Consider the following 19,709-nt stretch of genomic DNA (forward strand, 5'->3'; position numbering starts at 1 on the left):
TTTGTGCGTTATTGCGCACGTCACGACAAGTTACCCTTGTGCGCTATAGCGCACAAGGGGGGGGAGGGAAGCGATGAGCGACATCAACGGGCGGATCGCCGAACGGCTGCGCGCACTGCGCCACGCGCGGGGCTGGAGCCTGGATGCGGCGGCCCGGGAAACCGGGGTGAGCAAGGCGATGCTCGGCCAGATCGAGCGCGGCGAGTCGAGCCCGACGGTGGCCACCCTGTGGAAGATCGCCGCCGGCTTCCACACCTCGTTTTCCGGCCTGCTCGAGGATGCCCCGGCCGACGGCGGCGTGCTGCTGCGCAGTAGCCGCGGCGCCGACTGGCCGAGCGACGAGGGCGGCATCCAGGTGCGCGCGCTGTTCCCCTTCGATCCGGTGCTGGGCATCGAATTCCTGGTGGTCGAGCTGGCGCCGGGCGCCTGCCACCAGTCTGTGCCCCACGACCGCGGCGTGACCGAGCACGTGATCCCGCTCAACGGCAGCCTGGAGGTCTGCGTGGACGGCCAGTGGCAGAACGTGGCCAGCGGTGAGGGCCTGCGCTTCGCCGCCGACCGGCCGCACGCCTATCGCAACGGCGGCAGCGCGCCGCTGCTGTTCCACAACTTGATCCACTATCGCGGCTGAACTAGCGGGCTCCGGCGCTCATGCGCCGCCGCAGATGCTCGATGCGCTTGCGATTGACGCCGAAGTCCGAGTGGCCGAGGCGCGAGGCCGAGCGCACGTCGATCTGCCGCTCGCCGATAAGGAACTCGACGTCGTCGACGAAGCGGAAGACGAAGCTGGTGAACTCGGCGCGCAGGTAGCGCTCCTGCTGCTCGACCACGCGCACGCGCGGCTCGCTGGCGAGGATCTCGAGCAGGCGGACACGGCTGGCCTCGGGGCTGCCCGCCAGCGGCAGCGGGGCGATGGCGTGGCGCGCGTCGCTGGCCTGGCTGCACACGCAGTTGGGCGAGTCGGGGCAGGGCGCCAGGCGGCCGTCATGCACGCCCAGGTGCGTCGGCGTAGGACCCGAGCAAGCGGCCAGCCCCAGCGGCAGGCAGCACAGCAGCGCCTTGTGGAGGGCGCGTCGGCACTTTATAAAACGCACTTTCCCGGAAGGATGAAGACCCATGCTGCGACTCTCCGCGCTCTACCGTTTCCCCGTCAAATCGCTCGCCGGCGAATGCCTGCAGCGTGCCGAGGTGGACGACCTCGGTCTCGCGGGCGACCGTCGCTGGATGGTAGTCGACCCGGCCACCGGCCGCTTCCTGACCCAGCGCCAGCTCGGCCGCATGGCGCAGGTCGGCGCGCGCTGGCGCGATGCCGGGATGCTGGAGCTGAGCGCGCCCGGGCAGGCGGCGCTGGCGGTGGCGGTGCCGCCGGCCGACGAGGCGCTGCGCGGGGTGACGGTGTGGAGCGACAGCCTGCAGGCGCCGGATGCCGGCGACGCGGCGGCAGCGTGGCTGAGCGCCTTCCTGGAGCGCGACTGCCGGCTGGTGCACGTGCCGCCGAGCCGCGCCCGCCAGGTGGATACTGCCTACGCACAGCCGGGCGACCAGGTGGGTTTCGCCGACGGCTTCCCGCTGCTGCTGATCGGCCAGGGTTCGCTGGACGACCTGTCGGCGCGGGTCGGCCGGCCGCTGGAGATGCTGCGCTTCCGGCCCAACCTGGTGGTCGAGGGCGCCGTGCCCTACGCCGAAGACGGCTGGGGACGCCTGCGCATCGGCGAGGTGGAGTTCGAGCGGGTCAAGCCGTGCTCGCGCTGCGCCATTCCCACCCTCGATCCGCATTCCGGCGAACGCTCCAGCGATGGTGAGCCGCTGCGAACCCTGGCCACCTACCGGCGCGACGCCGACGGCGTGTACTTCGGCCAGAACCTGATCCAGCGCGGTCGGGGCGTGCTGGAGGTGGGCATGCCGGTGGTTCTGCTGGACTGAGCCCTGGAACCGTAGGGTGGGTTAGGCCGCAGGCCGTAACCCACCGGGCGGTCGCGAGGCCGCAGGGGATGCCTGGCGGCATCCGTGGTGGGTTACGCCGCTGTGCGGCTAACCCACCCTACATGTGTGCACCGGGTAGACCTCACTGCGGCCCCAGCTCGCGCTCGTGCCATTCCACCAGCTTCTGCGGTGCGCCGAGTTTTTCGCCGTAGATCACCGAATAGGACAGCACGTTCTGCACGTACTGGCGGGTCTCGTCGAAGGGGATGGTCTCGATCCAGATATCGAATGGCATCTGCTCGTTGCCGCTCAGCCACTGCCGCACGCGGCCGGGGCCGGCATTGTAGGCGGCCGAGGCGAGGATGCGGTTGCCGCCGAACTGACCGTAGACCTGACTCAGGTAGGCGGCGCCGAGCTGGATGTTGACCTCGGGGTTGAGCGCCTGTTGCGGCGAGCGCAGCGGGATGCCGAAGCGCCGCGCGGTGTCCTTGGCGGTGCCCGGCATCAGCTGCATGAGGCCCATGGCGCCGACCCCGGAGCGCGCGTCGGCCATGAAGCCGCTCTCCTGGCGGGTGATGGCGAACACCCAGCTCGAATGCAGGCCGCGGGTGCGGGCCTCGCGGGTCAGGGCGTTGCGGTGCGCCATCGGGAAGCGCACGTCGAGGTCGTCCCAGTACTGCGCCTGGCTGATGGTGCGGATCGCCGGGAAGTACCAGCCCATCTCGTAGCCCAGGCGTGCCTGCGCCACCAGTTCCTCGCGGCTGAACAGGCGGCTGACGTAATACCACTCGCGGCGGCCGTCGACGATGTCGCCGCGGGCATGGAACTCCAGGGCGCGGCGGATGCCGGCGGTGTTGCGCACCTTCTGCATCACCTTCGGGTCGATGGCCATCGGCTTGTGGTTGAGCTGGTAGGGCGCGTCGATCCGGTCGGCGGCGAGGAAGCCATAGAAGTCGCGCTCGCCGGCCACCGGCAGGTACAGGCGTACCGGGTCCTTGCTGCTGGGGTCGGCCAGCTGCAGGCTGCGCGCCTGCCAGTAGCGCCAGCGGCTGGTGGCGGCCAGGTCGCCGGGCATCTGCCGGGTCAGCTGATTGACGTCGGCCCAGCGGCCGAGACGCAGCAGCAGGCGCGCGCGCCACTCGCTGACCGTGTTGTCGCGCAGGTCGGGGTCGTACTGGGTCATCACCCGCAGGGCGCGGGAGTCGAAATTCTTGGCCAGCGACAGGCCGATCTGCCGGGCGATGGCGACCTTCTCCTCGTGGGAGAACGGCAGGCGCGCGCTGTACTCCTCGAGCAGGCCGAGGGCCTGTTCCGGGTTCTGCCGCGCCAGACGGCGCAGGCCGAGGCCGACGGCGTCGGCAGTGTGGCGGTCGCTGCCGGCGAAACGCTGGCGCTGCACCAGCAGCTCGGGCTTCTGCGCCACGTCGATCAGCAGCTGGCCCGGGCCGGCCAGGCCGCCGAGGGTCTTCTGCAGATAGGTGGCCAGGCCGTAGTTGCGCTCCTCGGCGGCCAGCTTGAGGCGCTTCCAGCGCATGTCCTCGGTCAGTCCGCCCTGGGCGCGCCACAGGTCGAACAGGCGGTCGCAGGTGTCCGGCTGCGACTTGCCGGTCAGCCACAGGCGCTGGGCGGCCACCGCGCCGTCGCCGGGCTTGCCGTGGCGGTAGTGGTACTCGCCGAGCAGGCAGTCCAGTTCGGTGAACTCCAGCGCCGGGCTGTAGTGCTTGATGAAGGTCTGCCACTCGCCGCGTTCGGCCAGCCAGCGCAACCAGCGCAGCTTCATCCAGCCGATCTGCGGCAGGTCGCCATGTTCGGCGAGGAAGGTTTCGATCTCGCGGTTGCTGGCGCTCTTCAGGCGCAGGGTCAGCTCGTCGTAGGCGAGGTGCGGCTCCAGCGGATAGTCGCGCAGGGCCTGGCGATAGCGCAGATAGACGGAGGGATCGTTCTTGTCCAGGGCACGCTCGGCTTCGTCGTACATGCTGCGCTGCTGGGCAAGGGAGGCCGCCGTGGCGAGCGGGGAAAGACCGATGCTGGCCACGAGGGCGGCCAACAGGACGAGCGGGCGAAGACGCATGGGCATTGGGACGGACACGGGGGCGGGAGGGATTCTCGATAAGCTTAGCGTGCCACCGGGCGCGGTTAAAGCATTGTCCCCCGGCACTGGTCGATTGCGAGTAGAATGCGCCGCCCTTCTGCTGGAGACCTCGCCATGACGCTGCTCAAGTTCACCGATGTGTCGCTCGCCTACGGCCTCACGCCGTTGCTGGACCAGGTGTCCTGGCAGATCGCCAACGGCGAGCGGGTGTGCATCATCGGCCGCAACGGCACCGGCAAGTCCAGCCTGCTCAAGCTGGTCAAGGGCGAGCAGCGTCCGGACGACGGCGAGATCTGGCGCGCGCCGACGCTGAAGATCGGCGAGCTGCCCCAGGAGCTGCCGGCAGCCGACGAGCGCAGCGTCTACGACGTGGTCGCCGAGGGCCTGGCCGAGGTCGGCGAGCTGATCGCCCGCTACCACCACCTGTCCCAGCACATCGAGGGCGAGGACGATCTCACCGAGCTGGCGCGCGTCCAGCAGGCGCTGGAGGCCCGCGACGGCTGGCGCCTGCAGCAGCTGGTGGAGAACACCCTGAGCCGCCTGCAGCTGCCGGCCGACAAGACCCTCGCCGAGCTGTCCGGTGGCTGGCGCCGCCGCGTGCTGCTGGCCCAGGCGCTGGTCGCCGAGCCCGACCTGCTGCTGCTCGACGAGCCGACCAACCACCTCGACATCGGCGCCATCGCCTGGCTGGAGGAAGCGCTGCTCGGCTTCAATGGCGCGGTGCTGTTCATCACCCACGACCGCGCCTTCCTGCAGAGCCTGGCCACCCGCATCCTCGAGCTGGACCGCGGCCACCTGATCGACTGGAACGGCGACTATGCCAGCTTCCTGGTTCATAAAGAGCAGCAACTGGCGGCCGAGGAGGCGGCCAATGCGCTGTTCGACAAGCGCCTGGCCCAGGAAGAGGTATGGATCCGTCAGGGTATCAAGGCCCGCCGCACCCGCAACGAGGGCCGGGTGCGCGCGCTCAAGGCGATGCGCGCCGAGCGCGCCGAGCGCCGCGAGCGCCAGGGCAAGGCGAGCATCCAGCTGGATGCGGCCGACAAGTCGGGCAAGCAGGTGATGGTCGCCGAGCACGTCGACTTCGCCCATCCCGGCGGCGAGCCGCTGATCCGCGATTTCTCCATGGTCCTGCAGCGCGGCGACCGCATCGGCCTGCTCGGCGCCAACGGCACCGGCAAGACCACCCTGCTCAAGCTGCTGCTCGGCGATCTGCAGCCAACCGCCGGCAGCATCAAGATCGGCACCAAGCTCGAGGTGGCGTACTTCGACCAACTGCGCAATCAGCTCGAACCTGAGAAAACAGTGATCGAGAACATTGCCGAGGGCCGCGACTTCATTACCATCGACGGTCAGAACCGCCACGTCCTCAGCTACCTCGGCGACTTCCTGTTCAGCCCGCAACGCTCGCGTTCGCCGGTGAAGGCGCTGTCCGGCGGCGAACGGGCGCGACTCTTGCTAGCCAAGTTGTTCAGCAAGCCGGCCAACCTGCTGGTGCTGGACGAGCCGACCAACGACCTGGACGTGGAAACCCTCGAGTTGCTCGAGGAGGTGCTGCTCGGCTTCCCGGGCACCGTGCTGATGGTCAGCCACGATCGCGCCTTCCTCGACAACGTGGTGACCAGCACCCTGGTGTTCGAAGGCGAAGGTCTGGTGCGCGAATACGTCGGCGGCTATCAGGACTGGCTGCGCCAGGGCGGTTCGCCGCGCCTGCTGGGGGTCGGCAAGGAGCCGGCGGACAAGCCGGTGCGGGCGGAGAAGCCGGCGCCGGTGGAAAAGGTGGCGGTCGCGCCGGCAGTCCCGGCGCGCAAGAAGCTGAGTTACAAGGAGCAGCGCGAGCTGGACGCGCTGCCCGCGCAGATCGAGGCGTTGGAGGGCGAGCAGGCCGCCCTGCAGGAAGAGACCGCCAACCCCGATTTTTATCTGCGGCCCCAGGAGCAGACCCATGCGGCGCTGGCCCGCCTGGAATATCTCCAGCAGGAGCTGGATCGTCTGCTGGAGCGTTGGGCCGAGCTGGAAGGTTGATGTGCTGACACGGATACGGACACGGAGTAGGGAATGACCATCGAGTACAAGATCACCCTGGACGACAACCACGAGTTCAACTATCGGGTCGATCTCGAGCGACAGTACGACCCCGCCCGGGTCGGCGAGGTGCCGCGCTGGACGCGCCTGGACCACGAGCAGTGCACCAACTGCCCGCTCAGCAAGGAACTCAACACCCACTGTCCCGCCGCCGTCGACCTGCACCCGGTGATCGAGGCGTTCCGCGGCCTGCCGGCCTTCAAGAAGGCCAAGGTGCGGGTGATCACCGCCGAGCGCGAGTACTACAAGGAAGTCAGCGTGGAGGCCGCGCTGCGCGCGCTGCTCGGCGTGCTGATGGCCACCAGCGCCTGTCCGATGCTCTGCCGTCTGCGGCCGATGGCCCAGCAGCACCTGCCGTTCGCCAGCAACCAGGAATTCATCATGCGCACGGTCTCGCTGTACCTGATGCGCCAGTACTACAACATGCGCGAAGGCCGCCACGCTGACTGGGAGCTCAAGGGGCTGGTGCGCCACTACCAGCAGTTGCAGCTGGTCAACCAGGCGTTCTGGCAGCGCATCCACGACACCTGCGAGAACGACTCCAACCTCAAGGCCTTCCTCAGCTTCTTCTCGATGGCCTCCAGCGTGTCGTACTCGCTGGAAGCCCAGCTCAGCAAGATCCGTCCGCTGGTGATGAGCAGCGGCACCGAACTGGGCGTTTACTGACAGTCGTCGTCACATCGCGCCGGGCGCAAGGCCCGGCGCGGCGCGCATCCTCAGGACTTCTTCAGGTGCACCGCCAGCACGTCGCAGGGCGCGGCATGCAGCACGTCGTTGGAGGTCGAGCCCAGCAGCAGGGCCAGGCCATGGCGGCCGTGGCTGCCGACCACGATCAGGTCGCAGCCGTTCTCCTTGGCCAGACGGTGGATTTCCTGGCGCGGCTGGCCGAAGGCCAGGTGGGTGTTGTCCTTGGTGATTTCCGGGTGGCTCGCGGAGAAGCCTTCCAGCTGCTTGCGCGCCTGGTCGATCTGCTGTTCCTGCAGGGCCGACAGATCCATGGGCACGTCGCCGCCGAAGGCCATCGACATCGGCTCGACCACGTGCACCAGCGACAGTCGGGCCTGGCAGCAGTTGGCCATCTCCACCGCGCGCTGGATCACGGTATGGCAGTCGTCGGTCATGTCGATCGCCACCAGCAGGTGTTGATAGTTCATCTTGTTTCTCCGTGGCAGTGAGTGAATCCATTATGGGCCAGTCGCTAACCGGCCTCTATTCCCAATGATGCAGTAGTTATGCGTCGCCGCGCTGACATCGATCAGTTCGCCGGCAGGCTTCCATTCGCCCGCGTGCGGCCCGGCAGGCCCCGCGATTGACAAGGCGGGGGAATTCTCCGAGGGTGTGACAAGGGAATCAAACGCCCGTATGAGTCGCTGCGCAGCGGTGCCGCGGCCGAGCGCGAACGGCAGTGGGCGGTGAGGGCGCAACTATCCTAGGGAGAGGCGCCACGGCGCGGAGTCGAGCTCCCATCGCAAGGAGATCAGTCGATGATTTACCAGGGTAAGGCCATCAGGGTACAGGTTGTCGAGGACGGCATCGCCGAGTTGACCTTCGACCTCGAGGGCGAGTCCGTCAACAAGTTCAATCGCCAGACCCTCGACGAGCTGCGCGCGGCGACCGCCGCGCTGCAGGCGACGGCGGGGCTGCGCGGGGTGCTGGTCACCAGCGCGAAGGAGAGTTTCGTCGTCGGCGCCGATGTGGGCGAGTTCCTCGGCCTGTTCGCCCTGCCGGAGGACCGCCTCCTGGCCGCCAACCTCGACACCAACCGCATCTTCAGTGCCTTCGAGGATCTGCCGCTGGCCAGTGTGGTGGCGATCAACGGGGTGGCGCTCGGTGGCGGCCTGGAGATGTGCCTGGCGGCGGATTTCCGGGTGATGGCCGAGGGCGCCAAGGTCGGCCTGCCGGAGGTCAAGCTCGGAATCCACCCCGGCTGGGGCGGCACCGTGCGCCTGCCGCGGCTGATCGGCGCCGACAACGCGATCGAGTGGATCGCCGGCGGCAAGGAGTACGACGCGGCCGCTGCGCTCAAGGTCGGCGTGGTCGATGCGGTGGTCGGCCCCGCCCAGCTGCGCGAGGCCGCCCTGGACCTGTGCCGACGTGCCGGCTCCGGCGAACTCGACCATCTGGCCCGCCGCCGACCGAAGCTGGAGAAGCTCAAGCTCGGCCAGATCGAGCAGATGATGGTGTTCGAGAGCGCCAAGGGCTACGTGGCCGGCCAGGCCGGGCCGCACTATCCGGCGCCGGTCGAGGCGGTCAAGACGATCCAGAAGGGCGCCGTCCACGGCCGCGACAAGGCCCTGGAGATCGAATCGCAGGCACTGGTCAAGCTGGCCAAGGGCGAGGTGGCACGCAATCTGGTCGGCCTGTTCCTCAACGACCAGGAACTCAAGCGCAAGGCCAAGGGCCACGAGAAGGCGGCCCGCGAGGTCAGGCTGGCCGCGGTGCTCGGCGCCGGCATCATGGGCGGCGGCATCGCCTACCAGTCGGCGGTCAAGGGTACGCCGATCCTCATGAAGGACATCCGCGAGGAGGCCATCCAGCTCGGTCTGGGCGAGGCGGCCAAGCTGCTCGCCAAGCGGCTGGAGAAGGGGCGACTGACCCCGCTGGAGATGGCCGGCGCGCTGAACGCGATTCGCCCGACCCTGTCCTACGGCGACTTCGGCCAGGTCGACCTGGTGGTCGAGGCCGTGGTGGAGAATCCCAAGGTCAAGCAGGCGGTGCTGGCCGAGGTGGAAGGGCAGGTGAGGGGCGACGCCATCCTCGCCACCAACACCTCGACCATCTCGGTCAGCCTGCTCGCCCAGGCCCTCAAGCGGCCGGAAAACTTCTGTGGCATGCACTTCTTCAACCCGGTGCACATGATGCCCCTGGTCGAGGTGATCCGCGGCGAGAAGACCGGCGAGGCGGCGATCGCCACCACCGTGGCCTACGCGCGCAAGATGGGCAAGACGCCCATCGTGGTCAACGACTGTCCGGGCTTTTTGGTCAACCGCGTGTTGTTCCCCTATTTCGGCGGTTTCACCCGCCTGGTGGCGGCCGGCGTCGACTTCCAGCGCATCGACCGGGTGATGGAGAAATTCGGCTGGCCCATGGGGCCGGCCTACCTGCTCGACGTGGTCGGCATCGACACCGCGCATCACGCCAGCGCGGTGATGGCCGCCGGCTTCCCCGAGCGCATGCAGAGCGATGGGCGCACCGCGCTGGACGTGCTGTTCGAGGCCGGACGCCTGGGCCAGAAGAGCGGCAAGGGCTTCTACGCCTACCTGGGCGACAAGAGCGGCAAGCCGAAGAAGATCGTCGACCCCGGCGTGCCGGCGCTGCTCGCCCCGCTGGTCCAGACGCCGCGCGAGCTGTCCGACGAGGACATCGCCAACGTCATGATGCTGCCGCTGTGCCTGGAGACGGTGCGCTGTCTGGAGGAGGGCATCGTCGCCAGCGCCGCCGAGGCGGACATGGGGCTGGTCTACGGCATCGGCTTCCCGCCCTTCCGCGGCGGTGCCCTGCGCTACATCGACAGCCTCGGCGTGGCCGCGTTCGTCGCCCTGGCCGAGCGCTACGCCGAGTTCGGGCCGTTGTACCAGCCGACCGCCGGCCTGCGCGAGATGGCCGCCAGCGGCCGCCAGTTCTTCGCGTGAGTGCGCAACCTTTGCAGCGAGAGAAGCTATGAGCCTGAATCCGAGAGACGTGGTGATCGTCGACTTCGGTCGCACTCCCATGGGCCGCTCCAAGGGCGGCATGCACCGCAACACCCGCGCCGACAGCCTGTCGGCCGACCTGATTACCCGACTGCTGGCGCGCACCCCCCAGCTCGATCCGGCCGAGGTGGAGGACGTGATCTGGGGTTGCGTCAACCAGACCCTCGAGCAGGGCTGGAATATCGCCCGCATGGCCGCGCTGATGACGCCGATTCCGCCGACCAGCGGCGCGCAGACGGTCAGCCGCCTGTGCGGCTCGTCGATGAGCGCGCTGCACACGGCCGCCCAGGCGATCCAGTCCGGCAACGGCGACGTCTTCGTGGTCGGCGGCGTCGAGCACATGGGCCACCTGCCGATGACCCACGGCGTCGATCCCAATCCGCGACTGTCGCTGCACGCCGCCAAGGCGGCCGGCATGATGGGCCTGACCGCCGAGATGCTCGCGCGCATGCACGGCATCGGCCGCGCCGCGCAGGACGAGTTCGCCTGCCGTTCGCACCGGCTGGCCCACCAGGCCACCGTGGAGGGCCGCTTCAGGGATGAGCTGATCCCCTTCGAGGGATACGATGCGCACGGTCTCCTCAAGGTGTTCGACTACGACGAGACCATCCGCCCGGAAACCACCCTGGAAGGGCTGGCCGAGCTCAAGCCGGTGTTCGACCCCAAGAACGGTACCGTCACCGCAGGCACCTCCTCGCAGATCACCGACGGCGCCTCCTGCATGCTCGTGATGAGCGGCCAGCGCGCCACCGACCTCGGCATCCAGCCGCTGGCGCGCGTCCGCGCCATGGCGGTGGCCGGCGTCGATCCGTCGATCATGGGCTACGGCCCGGTGCCGGCCACCCGCAAGGCGCTCAAGCGCGCCGGCCTGAGCATCGACGATGTCGACTTCGTCGAACTCAACGAGGCCTTCGCCGCGCAGGCCCTGCCGGTGCTCAAGGACCTCAAGCTGCTCGACAAGCTGGACGCCAAGGTCAACCTGCACGGCGGCGCCATCGCCCTGGGCCATCCGTTCGGCTGCTCCGGAGCGCGGATTTCCGGCACCCTGCTCAACGTGATGAAGCAGCGCCAGGGCACCATTGGTCTGGCCACCATGTGTATCGGTCTCGGTCAGGGTATCGCAACGCTGTTCGAGCGCGTCTGATAGCGCAATGGAAGAGAAGCCGGGGTTCGTGGCCCCGGCTTTTCCTTTTTGGGCTGCGCAATTCGCGGAGGTTACATGGCGCTGCAAACCGGACTCTATCGTCACTACAAGGGACGCGAATATCGCGTGCTGGGGCTGGCCCGGCATTCGGAAAGCGAGGAGGAGCTGGTGGTTTACCAGGCGTTGTACGGCGATTTCGGCCTGTGGGTCCGGCCGTTGGCGATGTTTCTCGAGGTCGTCGAAGTGGAGGGCGAAACCCTGCCGCGCTTCGCCCTGGTGCGCGGTGAAAGCGTGGAATTCCACTACGCTGAGGGCAATCCGGCCGAGCCGCGCGCTTGACCTCGCCGCGCGGGCCACTATATATAGCGTGGCCTTGAGGGGGCGCCGTCACATTTAATTGCATTTATTGCGCCGCCACACTCGCCGTTCATCTCGCCATTTTTTCAGGAACTTTCCGATTCATGGGCAAATCTCTGGTCATCGTGGAATCCCCGGCCAAGGCCAAGACGATCAACAAGTATCTGGGCAGCCAGTACGTGGTGAAGTCGAGCATCGGCCACATCCGCGACCTGCCCACCAGCGGTTCGGCCGCCAAGGAGCCGGCCAAGCGCGGCAAGGCGGCCGCCGAGACGCCGGCCCTGTCGCCGAAGGAAAAGGCCAAGCGCCAGCTGTTCGCGCGCATGGGCGTCGACCCCGAGCAGGGCTGGAAGGCCCAGTACGAGATCCTGCCCGGCAAGGAGAAGGTGATCGAGGAATTGCGCCGCCTGGCCAAGGATGCCGACACCATCTATCTCGCAACCGACTTGGACCGCGAGGGGGAGGCCATCGCCTGGCACCTGCGCGAGTCGATCGGCGGTGACGAGAGTCGCTACCGGCGCGTGGTGTTCAACGAGATCACCAAGAAGGCGATCCAGGACGCCTTCTCCCAGCCCGGCGAGCTGGACATCAACCGCGTCAACGCCCAGCAGGCGCGCCGCTTCCTCGATCGCGTGGTCGGCTACATGGTCTCGCCGCTGCTGTGGGCCAAGATCGCCCGCGGCCTGTCCGCCGGTCGCGTGCAGTCGGTGGCGGTGAAACTGGTGGTCGAGCGCGAGCGCGAGATCCGCGCCTTCGTGCCGGAAGAATACTGGGAGGTGCACGCCGACCTCACCACCGCACGCGAGGAAAAGGTGCGCTTCGAGGTCGCCCGCCACAAGGGCGAGGCGTTCAAGCCGCTCAACGAAGCCCAGGCCATGGCCGCGGTCGCGGCGCTGAAATCCTCGGCCTATTCGGTGAGCAAGCGCGAGGACAAGCCGACCTCGAGCAAGCCGGGCGCGCCCTTCATCACCTCGACCCTGCAGCAGGCGGCGAGCAATCGCCTGGGCTTCGGCGTGAAGAAGACCATGATGCTGGCCCAGCGCCTCTACGAGGCCGGCTACATCACTTACATGCGTACCGACTCGACCAACCTCTCCGCCGATGCGCTGGAGATGGCGCGCGGCTTCATCGAGGGCGAGTTCGGCAAGCAGTACCTGCCGGCCAAGCCGAACTTCTACAGCAGCAAGGAGGGCGCCCAGGAAGCGCACGAGGCGATCCGCCCGTCCGACGTCAACCTGCGCCCGACCCAGCTGTCTGGCATGGAACGCGACGCCGAGCGTCTCTACGAGCTGATCTGGCGCCAGTTCGTCGCCTGCCAGATGCCGCCGGCCGAGTACCTGTCGACCAGCGTCAGCGTGCAGTCCGGCGACTACGAGCTGCGCGCCAAGGGCCGCATCCTCAAGTTCGACGGCTTCACCCGCGTGCTGCCGCCGCAGAGCAAGTCCGGCGAGGACGACGTGCTGCCGGACATGGCCCAGGGCGACAAGCTGAGCCTGCTGGCGCTCGATCCGAGCCAGCACTTCACCAAGCCGCCGGCGCGCTTCTCGGAAGCCAGCCTGGTCAAGGAACTGGAGAAGCGCGGCATCGGCCGGCCGTCGACCTACGCGGCGATCATCTCCACCATCCAGGAGCGCGGCTACGTCACCGTTCACAACCGCCGCTTCTACGCCGAGAAGATGGGCGAGATCGTCACCGAGCGCCTCTCGGAGAGTTTCGCCAGCCTGATGGACTACGGCTTCACCGCCGGCATGGAGGAGCATCTCGACGACATCGCCCAGGGCGAGCGCGAGTGGAAGCATCTGCTCGACGAGTTCTACGCCGACTTCCGCGGCAAGCTGGAGACGGCCGAGGCCGGCGAGGGGGGCATGCGCGCCAATCAGCCGACCCTGACCGACATTCCCTGCAAGGAATGCGGCCGGCCGATGATGATCCGCACCGCCTCGACCGGCGTGTTCCTCGGCTGCTCCGGCTATGCCCTGCCGCCGAAGGAGCGCTGCAAGGCCACCGTCAACCTGGTGCCGGGCGACGAGATCGCCGCCGACGACGAGGGCGAGTCCGAATCCCGCGTGCTGCGCAGCAAGCACCGCTGCGCCAAGTGCGGCACGGCGATGGATGCCTACCTGCTCGACGAGAAGCACAAGCTGCACATCTGCGGCAACAACCCGGATTGCTCGGGCTACGAGATAGAGGAAGGCCAGTACCGCATCAAGGGTTACGAGGGGCCGAGCCTCGAGTGCGACAAGTGCGGCAGCGAGATGCAGCTCAAGACCGGCCGTTTCGGCAAGTTCTTCGGTTGCACCAACGCCAGCTGCAAGAACACCCGCAAGCTGCTGAAGAACGGCGAGGCGGCGCCGCCGAAGATCGATCCGATCAAGATGCCGGAGCTGCGCTGCGCCAAGGTCGACGACATCTACGTGCTGCGCGACGGCGCCTCGGGGCTGTTCCTCGCCGCCAGCCAGTTCCCCAAGAACCGCGAGACCCGCGCGCCGCTGGTGGCCGAGCTGATTCCGCACAAGGACGAACTGGACGCCAAGTACCACTACCTGCTCGCGGCGCCGCAGCAGGATCCGGAGGGCCGTCCGGCGGTGATCCGCTTCAGTCGCAAGACCAAGGAGCAGTACGTGCAGAGCGAGGTGGACGGCAAGCCCACCGGCTGGCGCGCGTTCCATGCCGATGGCAAGTGGCAGGTCGAGGACAAGCGCTGAGTTCCACCTGATGCGTCAGGAGACCGGCCGGTGCGCGCAGGCGCCCGGCCGGTTTCGTTTGTGACCGGCCGCTGCCCTGCGCCTTTGCGGCGGCTGGTTATACTGCAGGTTCTGTCGAGGAGTTCGCCATGGCCAACGAGCTGTACACCCGCACCAACCAGAAACTGTATTTCGCCACCCTGGCGCTGGACGCCTGGCGGGCCGCCGAGGCGGCTCGGGTGCTGAATGCCCAGGCGCAAATCCAGGGCGCCCGGGAAAGCGCGCTGTTCCATCTCTATGGCGCGTTGCTCGGCCTGTGCCACGAGATCGCCGGATTCTATCGCCTGCCGCAGGCCGGCGCCGTGGAGATCGGCCAGCTGCTGAATGCCGAGGCCCTGGCCGCCGTGCCCAGCCCCGAGCTGGCCGAACTGATGGAGTTGGCGCAGGCGCGGCAGAGCTGGCTGGGACGGCTGCTGGCGGCCTACCACGGACTGTTCGAGCCGCCGCGCGAGGCGAAGAGGAACAAGGTCGATCCGGCCCTGGAGCTGATCACCGCCGTGAACGTCGGCGAGCCGCAGGCCGAGGCGGAGGTGGAACTCGCCACCCTGCTTGACTGGCAGCAGCACATCAAGCAGCTGGCGGTGCGCTTTCGCCAGGGCATGAGCGAATGGTGAGCGCCGGCGCCTGAGAGCGGGGCGAGCCAGGGTACGCCAAGGGCGTCATGACGCTAGGGTGTGACGCGCGTCGCTGCTACAATGCCCGCCTTTTTTCGCGGAGCGCCCTTGCCATGCCGACATCCTTTCTGGAAATCGTGGAATTGCCCGATGGACGCATCGTCCTGCGCCGCGGCGACGACGAGGAAGCCCTGGTGACGCTCGAATTTTCCGAGGATGCCAAGGCCTTCCTGCAGGGGCAGCATATCGAGGTGGCCAAGGCCATGTTCAACCTGGGCGTGCAGATGGCGGGCAGTCTGGCCGATGGCGACTACGACACGGAATACGGCGAGGAGCCGCGCGTGCTGCATTGAGCCCGCGGCGGTCTTGCTGAGCGGGTGAGGACCCGCGATGCCCGGCTTGCAATGAACCGGGCAGGAGAGGGCGATTGTCCGGCGGTCAGCGGCGAATGACGCCGACGCTCAGGCCTTCGATGACGAATTCCTGGTCCGGTCGCTCCAGATCGATCACGATGGGCGCGAATTCGGGATTTTCCGCCAGCAGCTGCACCTGTTTGCCGCGACGCTGGAAGCGCTTCACCGTCACTTCCTCACCGATCCGCGCCACCACGATCTGCCCGTTGCTGGCTTCGCGACAGGCATGCACGGCGAGCAGATCGCCATCGAGAATCCCCACATCCTTCATGCTCATGCCGCGCACGCGCAGCAGGAAGTCGGCGCGCGGATGGAAGAACTCCGGATTGATCCGGCAGCTGTCTTCGATATGCTGCTGAGCGAGGATGGGCGCCCCGGCAGCGACCCGGCCGATGATCGGCAGCTCGTTCTCAGCGAGCGGCTGTTCGGCGTCGGGGATGCGGATGCCGCGCGAGGCGCCGGGAATCATCTCGATGGCGCCCTTGCGGGCCAGTGCGCGCAGATGTTCCTCGGCGGCGTTGGGCGAGCGGAAGCCGAGCTCCTGGGCGATCTCGGCGCGGGTGGGCGGGTAACCGTGCACGTCCAGCCAGTTCTTGATGAAGGCCAGGATCTCGCCTTGGCGCGGAGTCAGTTTCTGCATGGACCGGGCTCTGTCTTTTTATCCAGTTGCTGGAAGTATATACAGGGAAAAGTCCGAGGCAAACCACTTTGCTGCGACCTCGGCACGCGCGCGTTTGTCCAATTGTGTGGCGAAGCCATGGCGGGACAGACATACTCGCTTAATACGAAAGTTCAATTTCGATGTTCGTGTCGCACTAGCGGCTGGGGTGTCCATGGCGCATTCGGAGACAGTTGAACGGATTCTCGATGCTGCGGAGCAGCTGTTTGCCGAGCGAGGCTTCACAGAAACCTCCCTGCGCATGATCACCGCCAAGGCCGGTGTCAATCTGGCTGCGGTCAACTACCACTTCGGCTCCAAGAAGGCGCTGATCCACGAGATATTGGCGCGTTTCCTCACGCCCTTCTGTCAGGGTCTGGACGCCGAGCTGACCCGCCGGCAACGCCTGGCGGGCGAGGACGGCCTCAGTCTCGAGGAGTTGCTCGAGCTGCTGGTGCAGCAGGCATTGCGGGTCGAGCCGCGCCTGGGCAACCACCTCGCGGTATTCATGCGCCTGCTCGGGCTGGCGCTGATCCAGGATCAGGGGCATGTACGCCAGTACCTGGACGACAAGTACGGCAAGGTGTTTCGCCGCTACATGCAACTGCTCAACGAGGCGGCGCCGCCCGTTCCGCCGCTGGAGCTGTTCTGGCGCCTGCATTTCATGCTGGGCGCGGTGGCGTTCAGCATGGCCGGTATCCAATCATTTGGGCGGGTCGTCGAGAATCGTTTCGAGGTGGCGACCTCCAGCGCGCAGGTGCTGCAATTGCTGGTGCCCTTCATGGCAGCCGGCATGCGTGCCGACGCGTCGCTGCTCGATGCGACGCTGATCGCCGCGCGCCCCTGCCCGGATGGCAAGCTCAGCCAGCCCGGCAAGTAAGCCGCAGGTGCCGCCGGCAGGCGGATCGGCTAAGCTAGTGGCCTGTTTGCTTGGTTCACGTGGTCAATTTCGGCGCTCCAGGCCCCGAATTGCGTTGCCCGTCCTCGCCATAGCCCTGTTATGACTCGTTGCGGCGCCTGGTCTCGGCGTCGCGGTCGTGCGACGCCGAGTCAAGCAACCAACCGCACAGGCCATCCGCGCCCCATGCCTGACGTCACCCCGATGCTCGATCTGCTGCATATTTCCCTCGCCGACCAGTGCCTGTACGGCTTCGCCGCCGGCGTGCTGCGCGTGCGCCTGCCGGTATCCACCGCGCTGAACGGGCCGGGCGAGCGCCAGGGCTCGGGCTGCACGCCGCGCGGCCGTCACCAAGTGCGTGCGAAGATCGGCGCCGGCCTGCCCGAGGGCGCGGTGCTGGTCGGCCGGCGCTGGACCGGCGAGGTCTGGTCGACCGAGCTGGCGGCGCAGTTCCCACAGCGCGACTGGATCCTCACCCGCATCCTCTGGCTCAGCGGCTGCCAGCCGGGGAGCAACCGCCTGGGCGGTGTGGATACCTTCCGCCGCTACATCTACCTGCACGGCACCCCGGACAGCGAGCCGATGGGCGAGCCGCGTTCGCACGGCTGCATCCGCCTGCGCAACGCCGATCTGCTCGCGCTGTTCGAACGGGTGCCGGTGCACTGTTCCGTGATCATCGACGAGGCGCCGCAGCCGCAGTGGCAGGCTGCCGTGCTCGCCTGAGGAGTTTTTCATGTTGGGTTCCCTGATGCTGGATATCGCCGGCACCTGGCTGACCGCCGAGGACCGCCATCTGCTGCGCCAGCCCGAGGTGGGCGGGCTGATCCTGTTCGCCCGCAACATCGAGCATCCGCAGCAGGTGCGCGAGCTGTGCGCGGCGATCCGCGCGCTGCGTCCCGATCTGCTGCTGGCGGTCGACCAGGAGGGCGGTCGCGTGCAGCGCCTGCGCCAGGGCTTCGTGCGCCTGCCGTCGATGCAGGCGCTGGCCGCCGCGCCCGATGCCGCGCGCCTGGCCGAGCATTGCGGCTGGCTGATGGCCAGCGAGGTGCTGGCCGTGGGCATCGACTTCAGCTTCGCCCCGGTGCTCGACCTCGACCACGGCCGCAGCACGGTGATCGGCTCGCGCTCGTTCGGCGCCGATCCGGCGCAGGTCGCCGAGCTGGCCGGCGCCTTCATCCGCGGCATGCGCGCCGCCGGCATGGCTGCCACCGGCAAGCACTTCCCTGGCCACGGCTGGCCCGAGGCCGATTCGCACATCGCCATTCCGCGCGACGAGCGCAGCCTGGACGAAATCCGCGCCTGCGACCTCAAGCCGTTCGTCGCTCTGGCCCCGCAGCTCGCCGGCCTCATGCCGGCCCATGTCATCTATCCGCAGGTCGACGCGCAGCCGGCCGGCTTCTCGCGGCGCTGGCTGCAGGACATCCTGCGCGGCGAGCTGGGCTACCAGGGGGTGATCTTCAGCGACGACCTGAGCATGGCCGGCGCCCACGTCGCCGGGGCCGCCGACGCGCGGGTGGCGGCGGCGCTGGATGCCGGCTGCGACATGGCGCTGGTGTGCAACGACCGCGCCGCCGCCGAGCTGGCGCTGAGCTACCTGCAGCGCCGCGGCGTACGGCCGGCGGCGCGCCTGACGGGCATGCGCGCGCAGGCCTGGCCGGGCCAGGACTACCGGGCCCAGCCGCGCTGGCTCGAAGCGGTGGGTGCGCTGCGCGCCGCCGGATTGATCTGATCTATAGGAGAACTGGATGAGCGTTGTAGCCATCATCGGCGGTACCGGACTGACCCAGCTCGCCGGGTTGACCATTCGCGAGAGCCTCACCCTGGACACGCCCTGGGGCCAGCCGTCGGCCGAGGTGCTGCGCGGCGAGTTCGGCGGCCGCGAGGTGCTGTTCCTCGCCCGCCACGGCCATCCGCACCGCATTCCGCCGCACCAGGTCAACTATCGCGCCAACCTGTTCGCGCTGAAGGAGGCCGGTGCCGAGGCGATCGTCGCGGTCAACGCGGTGGGCGGCATCCATGCGGCGATGGGTACCGGGCACCTGTGCGTGCCGCACCAGCTGATCGACTACACCTGGGGGCGCGGTTCGACCTTCTTCGAGGGCGAACTGGACTGCGTCACCCATATCGACTTCAGCCACCCCTACGACGAGGAGCTGCGCCAGCGTCTGATCGCCGCGCTGCGCACTGAGGGCTGCGAGTTCAGCGGCCGCGGCGTATATGCCTGCAGCCAGGGGCCGCGCCTGGAGACGGTCGCCGAGATCGTCCGCATGGAGCGCGACGGCTGCGACATCGTCGGCATGACCGGCATGCCCGAGGCGGCGCTGGCCCGCGAGCTGGAGCTGCCCTACGCTTGCCTGGCGCTGGTGGTCAATCCGGCGGCCGGCAAGTCGACCGGCATCATCACCATGGCCGAGATCGAGCAGGCCCTGGCCGAGGGCATGGACACGGTCAAGGCGGTGCTGCGCGGGGTGCTGGCCGGCTGATCGCCGCTAACCGGGCATGAAAAAGGGCGGCAGATCGCAGGATCTGCCGCCCTTTGCGTTCAAGGCGTCGGCTTACAGCGGAGTGACGCGGATCAGCGCACCCAGGGTCGGGTGGTCGAGGTAGGTCAGCTGGCCGGGCACCAGGCGGCGCTTGACCTGCAGGCGCTCGCTGGCGGCCAGGAAGCCGTCGCCGTTGAACTGGTTGATCCAGGTGGTCAGCGCCAGCTCGAGCTGGCGCTCCTGGCTGAGGTCGAGCACGCCTTCCACCGGGAAGTGGCCGTCGCGTTGCTTGCCGGCGCTGAAGCGCACCGGTGCCGGGCTGGTGCCGACGCCCTGCTGCCAGGCCTTGTGCAGCAGCACCTGGTAACCCTGGGCGCTCTCCAGCTTGCCGGCGGTGTCGGTCAGCGCCGGGCTGCGTTCGTTCTGCGCGGGGATGGCGGCGGCGTTGGCGGCCCAGTCCTCCGGCGCCGGCTGGCTGGCGTCGAGCGTCTGTTGCGCCTGGCGGAAGACGATCAGCTCGACCTGGTAGAGCGCCTCGGCGAAGGCGCCGGGGGCAATCAGCAGCAGGGCGAGCAGGAGGGGGCGAAGCAGTCGGGGCATGGGCGT

Annotated in this window: 19 protein-coding genes; 14 read left to right on the top strand and 5 right to left on the bottom strand. The window is 68.1% G+C overall.

Features of this window, described 5'->3' with window-relative positions; all coding sequences use genetic code 11:
• Positions 1-73: 73 nt before the first annotated feature.
• Entirely contained in the window at positions 74-631 is a 558-nt protein-coding gene (locus LMJ29_RS18875; protein ID WP_229607061.1) for a helix-turn-helix domain-containing protein, read from the top strand.
• 1 nt (position 632) lies between these two features.
• Here LMJ29_RS18875 and LMJ29_RS18880 read toward each other — a convergent pair whose 3' ends face one another.
• A complete protein-coding gene (locus tag LMJ29_RS18880; RefSeq protein WP_229607062.1) occupies positions 633-1,094 on the bottom strand; it encodes a DUF1499 domain-containing protein in 462 nt (153 codons plus the stop codon).
• A gap of 22 nt (positions 1,095-1,116) precedes the next feature.
• Here LMJ29_RS18880 and LMJ29_RS18885 point away from each other — a divergent pair, with 22 nt between their 5' ends.
• Entirely contained in the window at positions 1,117-1,923 is an 807-nt protein-coding gene (locus LMJ29_RS18885; protein ID WP_229607063.1) for an MOSC domain-containing protein, read from the top strand.
• A 142-nt stretch (positions 1,924-2,065) separates the two neighbouring features.
• On the opposite strand, the gene LMJ29_RS18890 is transcribed toward LMJ29_RS18885, so the two are convergent.
• Positions 2,066-3,994 (bottom strand): transglycosylase SLT domain-containing protein, encoded by a 1,929-nt coding sequence (locus LMJ29_RS18890; RefSeq protein ID WP_229607238.1) that lies wholly within the window; start codon positions 3,992-3,994, stop codon positions 2,066-2,068.
• A 135-nt stretch (positions 3,995-4,129) separates the two neighbouring features.
• On the opposite strand from LMJ29_RS18890, the gene LMJ29_RS18895 reads away from it, so the two are divergent.
• Positions 4,130-6,040, top strand: coding sequence for an ATP-binding cassette domain-containing protein (locus LMJ29_RS18895; protein ID WP_229607064.1), 1,911 nt, complete (start codon positions 4,130-4,132; stop codon positions 6,038-6,040).
• Between the two features lie 33 nt (positions 6,041-6,073).
• Positions 6,074-6,766 (top strand): DUF6901 family protein, encoded by a 693-nt coding sequence (locus LMJ29_RS18900; protein ID WP_229607065.1) that lies wholly within the window; start codon positions 6,074-6,076, stop codon positions 6,764-6,766.
• Between the two features lie 50 nt (positions 6,767-6,816).
• On the opposite strand, the gene LMJ29_RS18905 is transcribed toward LMJ29_RS18900, so the two are convergent.
• Entirely contained in the window at positions 6,817-7,254 is a 438-nt protein-coding gene (locus LMJ29_RS18905) for a universal stress protein (RefSeq protein ID WP_229607066.1), read from the bottom strand.
• Positions 7,255-7,584: 330 nt separating this feature from the next.
• Here LMJ29_RS18905 and fadB point away from each other — a divergent pair, with 330 nt between their 5' ends.
• From fadB to LMJ29_RS18935, 6 genes are all read left to right on the top strand, one after another.
• Positions 7,585-9,732: a fatty acid oxidation complex subunit alpha FadB gene (fadB, locus tag LMJ29_RS18910; protein ID WP_229607067.1), complete on the top strand. Its 2,148-nt coding sequence runs from the start codon at positions 7,585-7,587 to the stop codon at positions 9,730-9,732.
• 28 nt (positions 9,733-9,760) lie between these two features.
• Positions 9,761-10,936, top strand: coding sequence for an acetyl-CoA C-acyltransferase FadA (gene fadA, locus LMJ29_RS18915; RefSeq protein ID WP_229607068.1), 1,176 nt, complete (start codon positions 9,761-9,763; stop codon positions 10,934-10,936).
• Positions 10,937-11,011: 75 nt separating this feature from the next.
• Positions 11,012-11,275 carry a DUF1653 domain-containing protein gene (locus LMJ29_RS18920; protein ID WP_229607069.1) on the top strand — a complete coding sequence of 88 codons (264 nt, stop codon included), beginning with the start codon at positions 11,012-11,014 and terminating at the stop codon, positions 11,273-11,275.
• Between the two features lie 122 nt (positions 11,276-11,397).
• Positions 11,398-13,998: a type I DNA topoisomerase gene (topA, locus tag LMJ29_RS18925; protein ID WP_229607070.1), complete on the top strand. Its 2,601-nt coding sequence runs from the start codon at positions 11,398-11,400 to the stop codon at positions 13,996-13,998.
• A 128-nt stretch (positions 13,999-14,126) separates the two neighbouring features.
• The gene (locus LMJ29_RS18930) at positions 14,127-14,651 is read left to right on the top strand and encodes a DUF6586 family protein (protein ID WP_229607071.1); all 525 of its coding nucleotides are present in this window, start codon (positions 14,127-14,129) and stop codon (positions 14,649-14,651) included.
• Between the two features lie 113 nt (positions 14,652-14,764).
• Positions 14,765-15,004, top strand: a complete 240-nt coding sequence (locus LMJ29_RS18935) for a hypothetical protein (RefSeq protein ID WP_229607072.1) — start codon at positions 14,765-14,767, stop codon at positions 15,002-15,004.
• Between the two features lie 85 nt (positions 15,005-15,089).
• On the opposite strand, the gene lexA is transcribed toward LMJ29_RS18935, so the two are convergent.
• Complete coding sequence (lexA, locus tag LMJ29_RS18940; protein ID WP_229607073.1) at positions 15,090-15,704, bottom strand: transcriptional repressor LexA; 615 nt, start codon at positions 15,702-15,704, stop codon at positions 15,090-15,092.
• 193 nt (positions 15,705-15,897) lie between these two features.
• Here lexA and LMJ29_RS18945 point away from each other — a divergent pair, with 193 nt between their 5' ends.
• The 4 genes from LMJ29_RS18945 to LMJ29_RS18960 all read left to right on the top strand — a co-directional run bounded on the left by LMJ29_RS18945 (position 15,898) and on the right by LMJ29_RS18960 (position 19,103).
• The gene (locus tag LMJ29_RS18945; RefSeq protein WP_229607074.1) at positions 15,898-16,602 is read left to right on the top strand and encodes a TetR/AcrR family transcriptional regulator; all 705 of its coding nucleotides are present in this window, start codon (positions 15,898-15,900) and stop codon (positions 16,600-16,602) included.
• Between the two features lie 204 nt (positions 16,603-16,806).
• The gene (locus LMJ29_RS18950) at positions 16,807-17,343 is read left to right on the top strand and encodes a L,D-transpeptidase (RefSeq protein WP_229607075.1); all 537 of its coding nucleotides are present in this window, start codon (positions 16,807-16,809) and stop codon (positions 17,341-17,343) included.
• A 10-nt stretch (positions 17,344-17,353) separates the two neighbouring features.
• Complete coding sequence (nagZ, locus tag LMJ29_RS18955; RefSeq protein WP_229607076.1) at positions 17,354-18,349, top strand: beta-N-acetylhexosaminidase; 996 nt, start codon at positions 17,354-17,356, stop codon at positions 18,347-18,349.
• Between the two features lie 16 nt (positions 18,350-18,365).
• Positions 18,366-19,103: an S-methyl-5'-thioinosine phosphorylase gene (locus LMJ29_RS18960; RefSeq protein WP_229607077.1), complete on the top strand. Its 738-nt coding sequence runs from the start codon at positions 18,366-18,368 to the stop codon at positions 19,101-19,103.
• Positions 19,104-19,175: 72 nt separating this feature from the next.
• Here the strand turns inward: LMJ29_RS18960 and LMJ29_RS18965 are convergent, their stop codons facing one another.
• Entirely contained in the window at positions 19,176-19,703 is a 528-nt protein-coding gene (locus LMJ29_RS18965; RefSeq protein WP_229607078.1) for a CsiV family protein, read from the bottom strand.
• Positions 19,704-19,709: the final 6 nt, after the last annotated feature.

This window comes from Pseudomonas oryzagri (genome assembly GCF_020831405.1).
GTDB classification, from domain to species: domain Bacteria; phylum Pseudomonadota; class Gammaproteobacteria; order Pseudomonadales; family Pseudomonadaceae; genus Geopseudomonas; species Geopseudomonas oryzagri.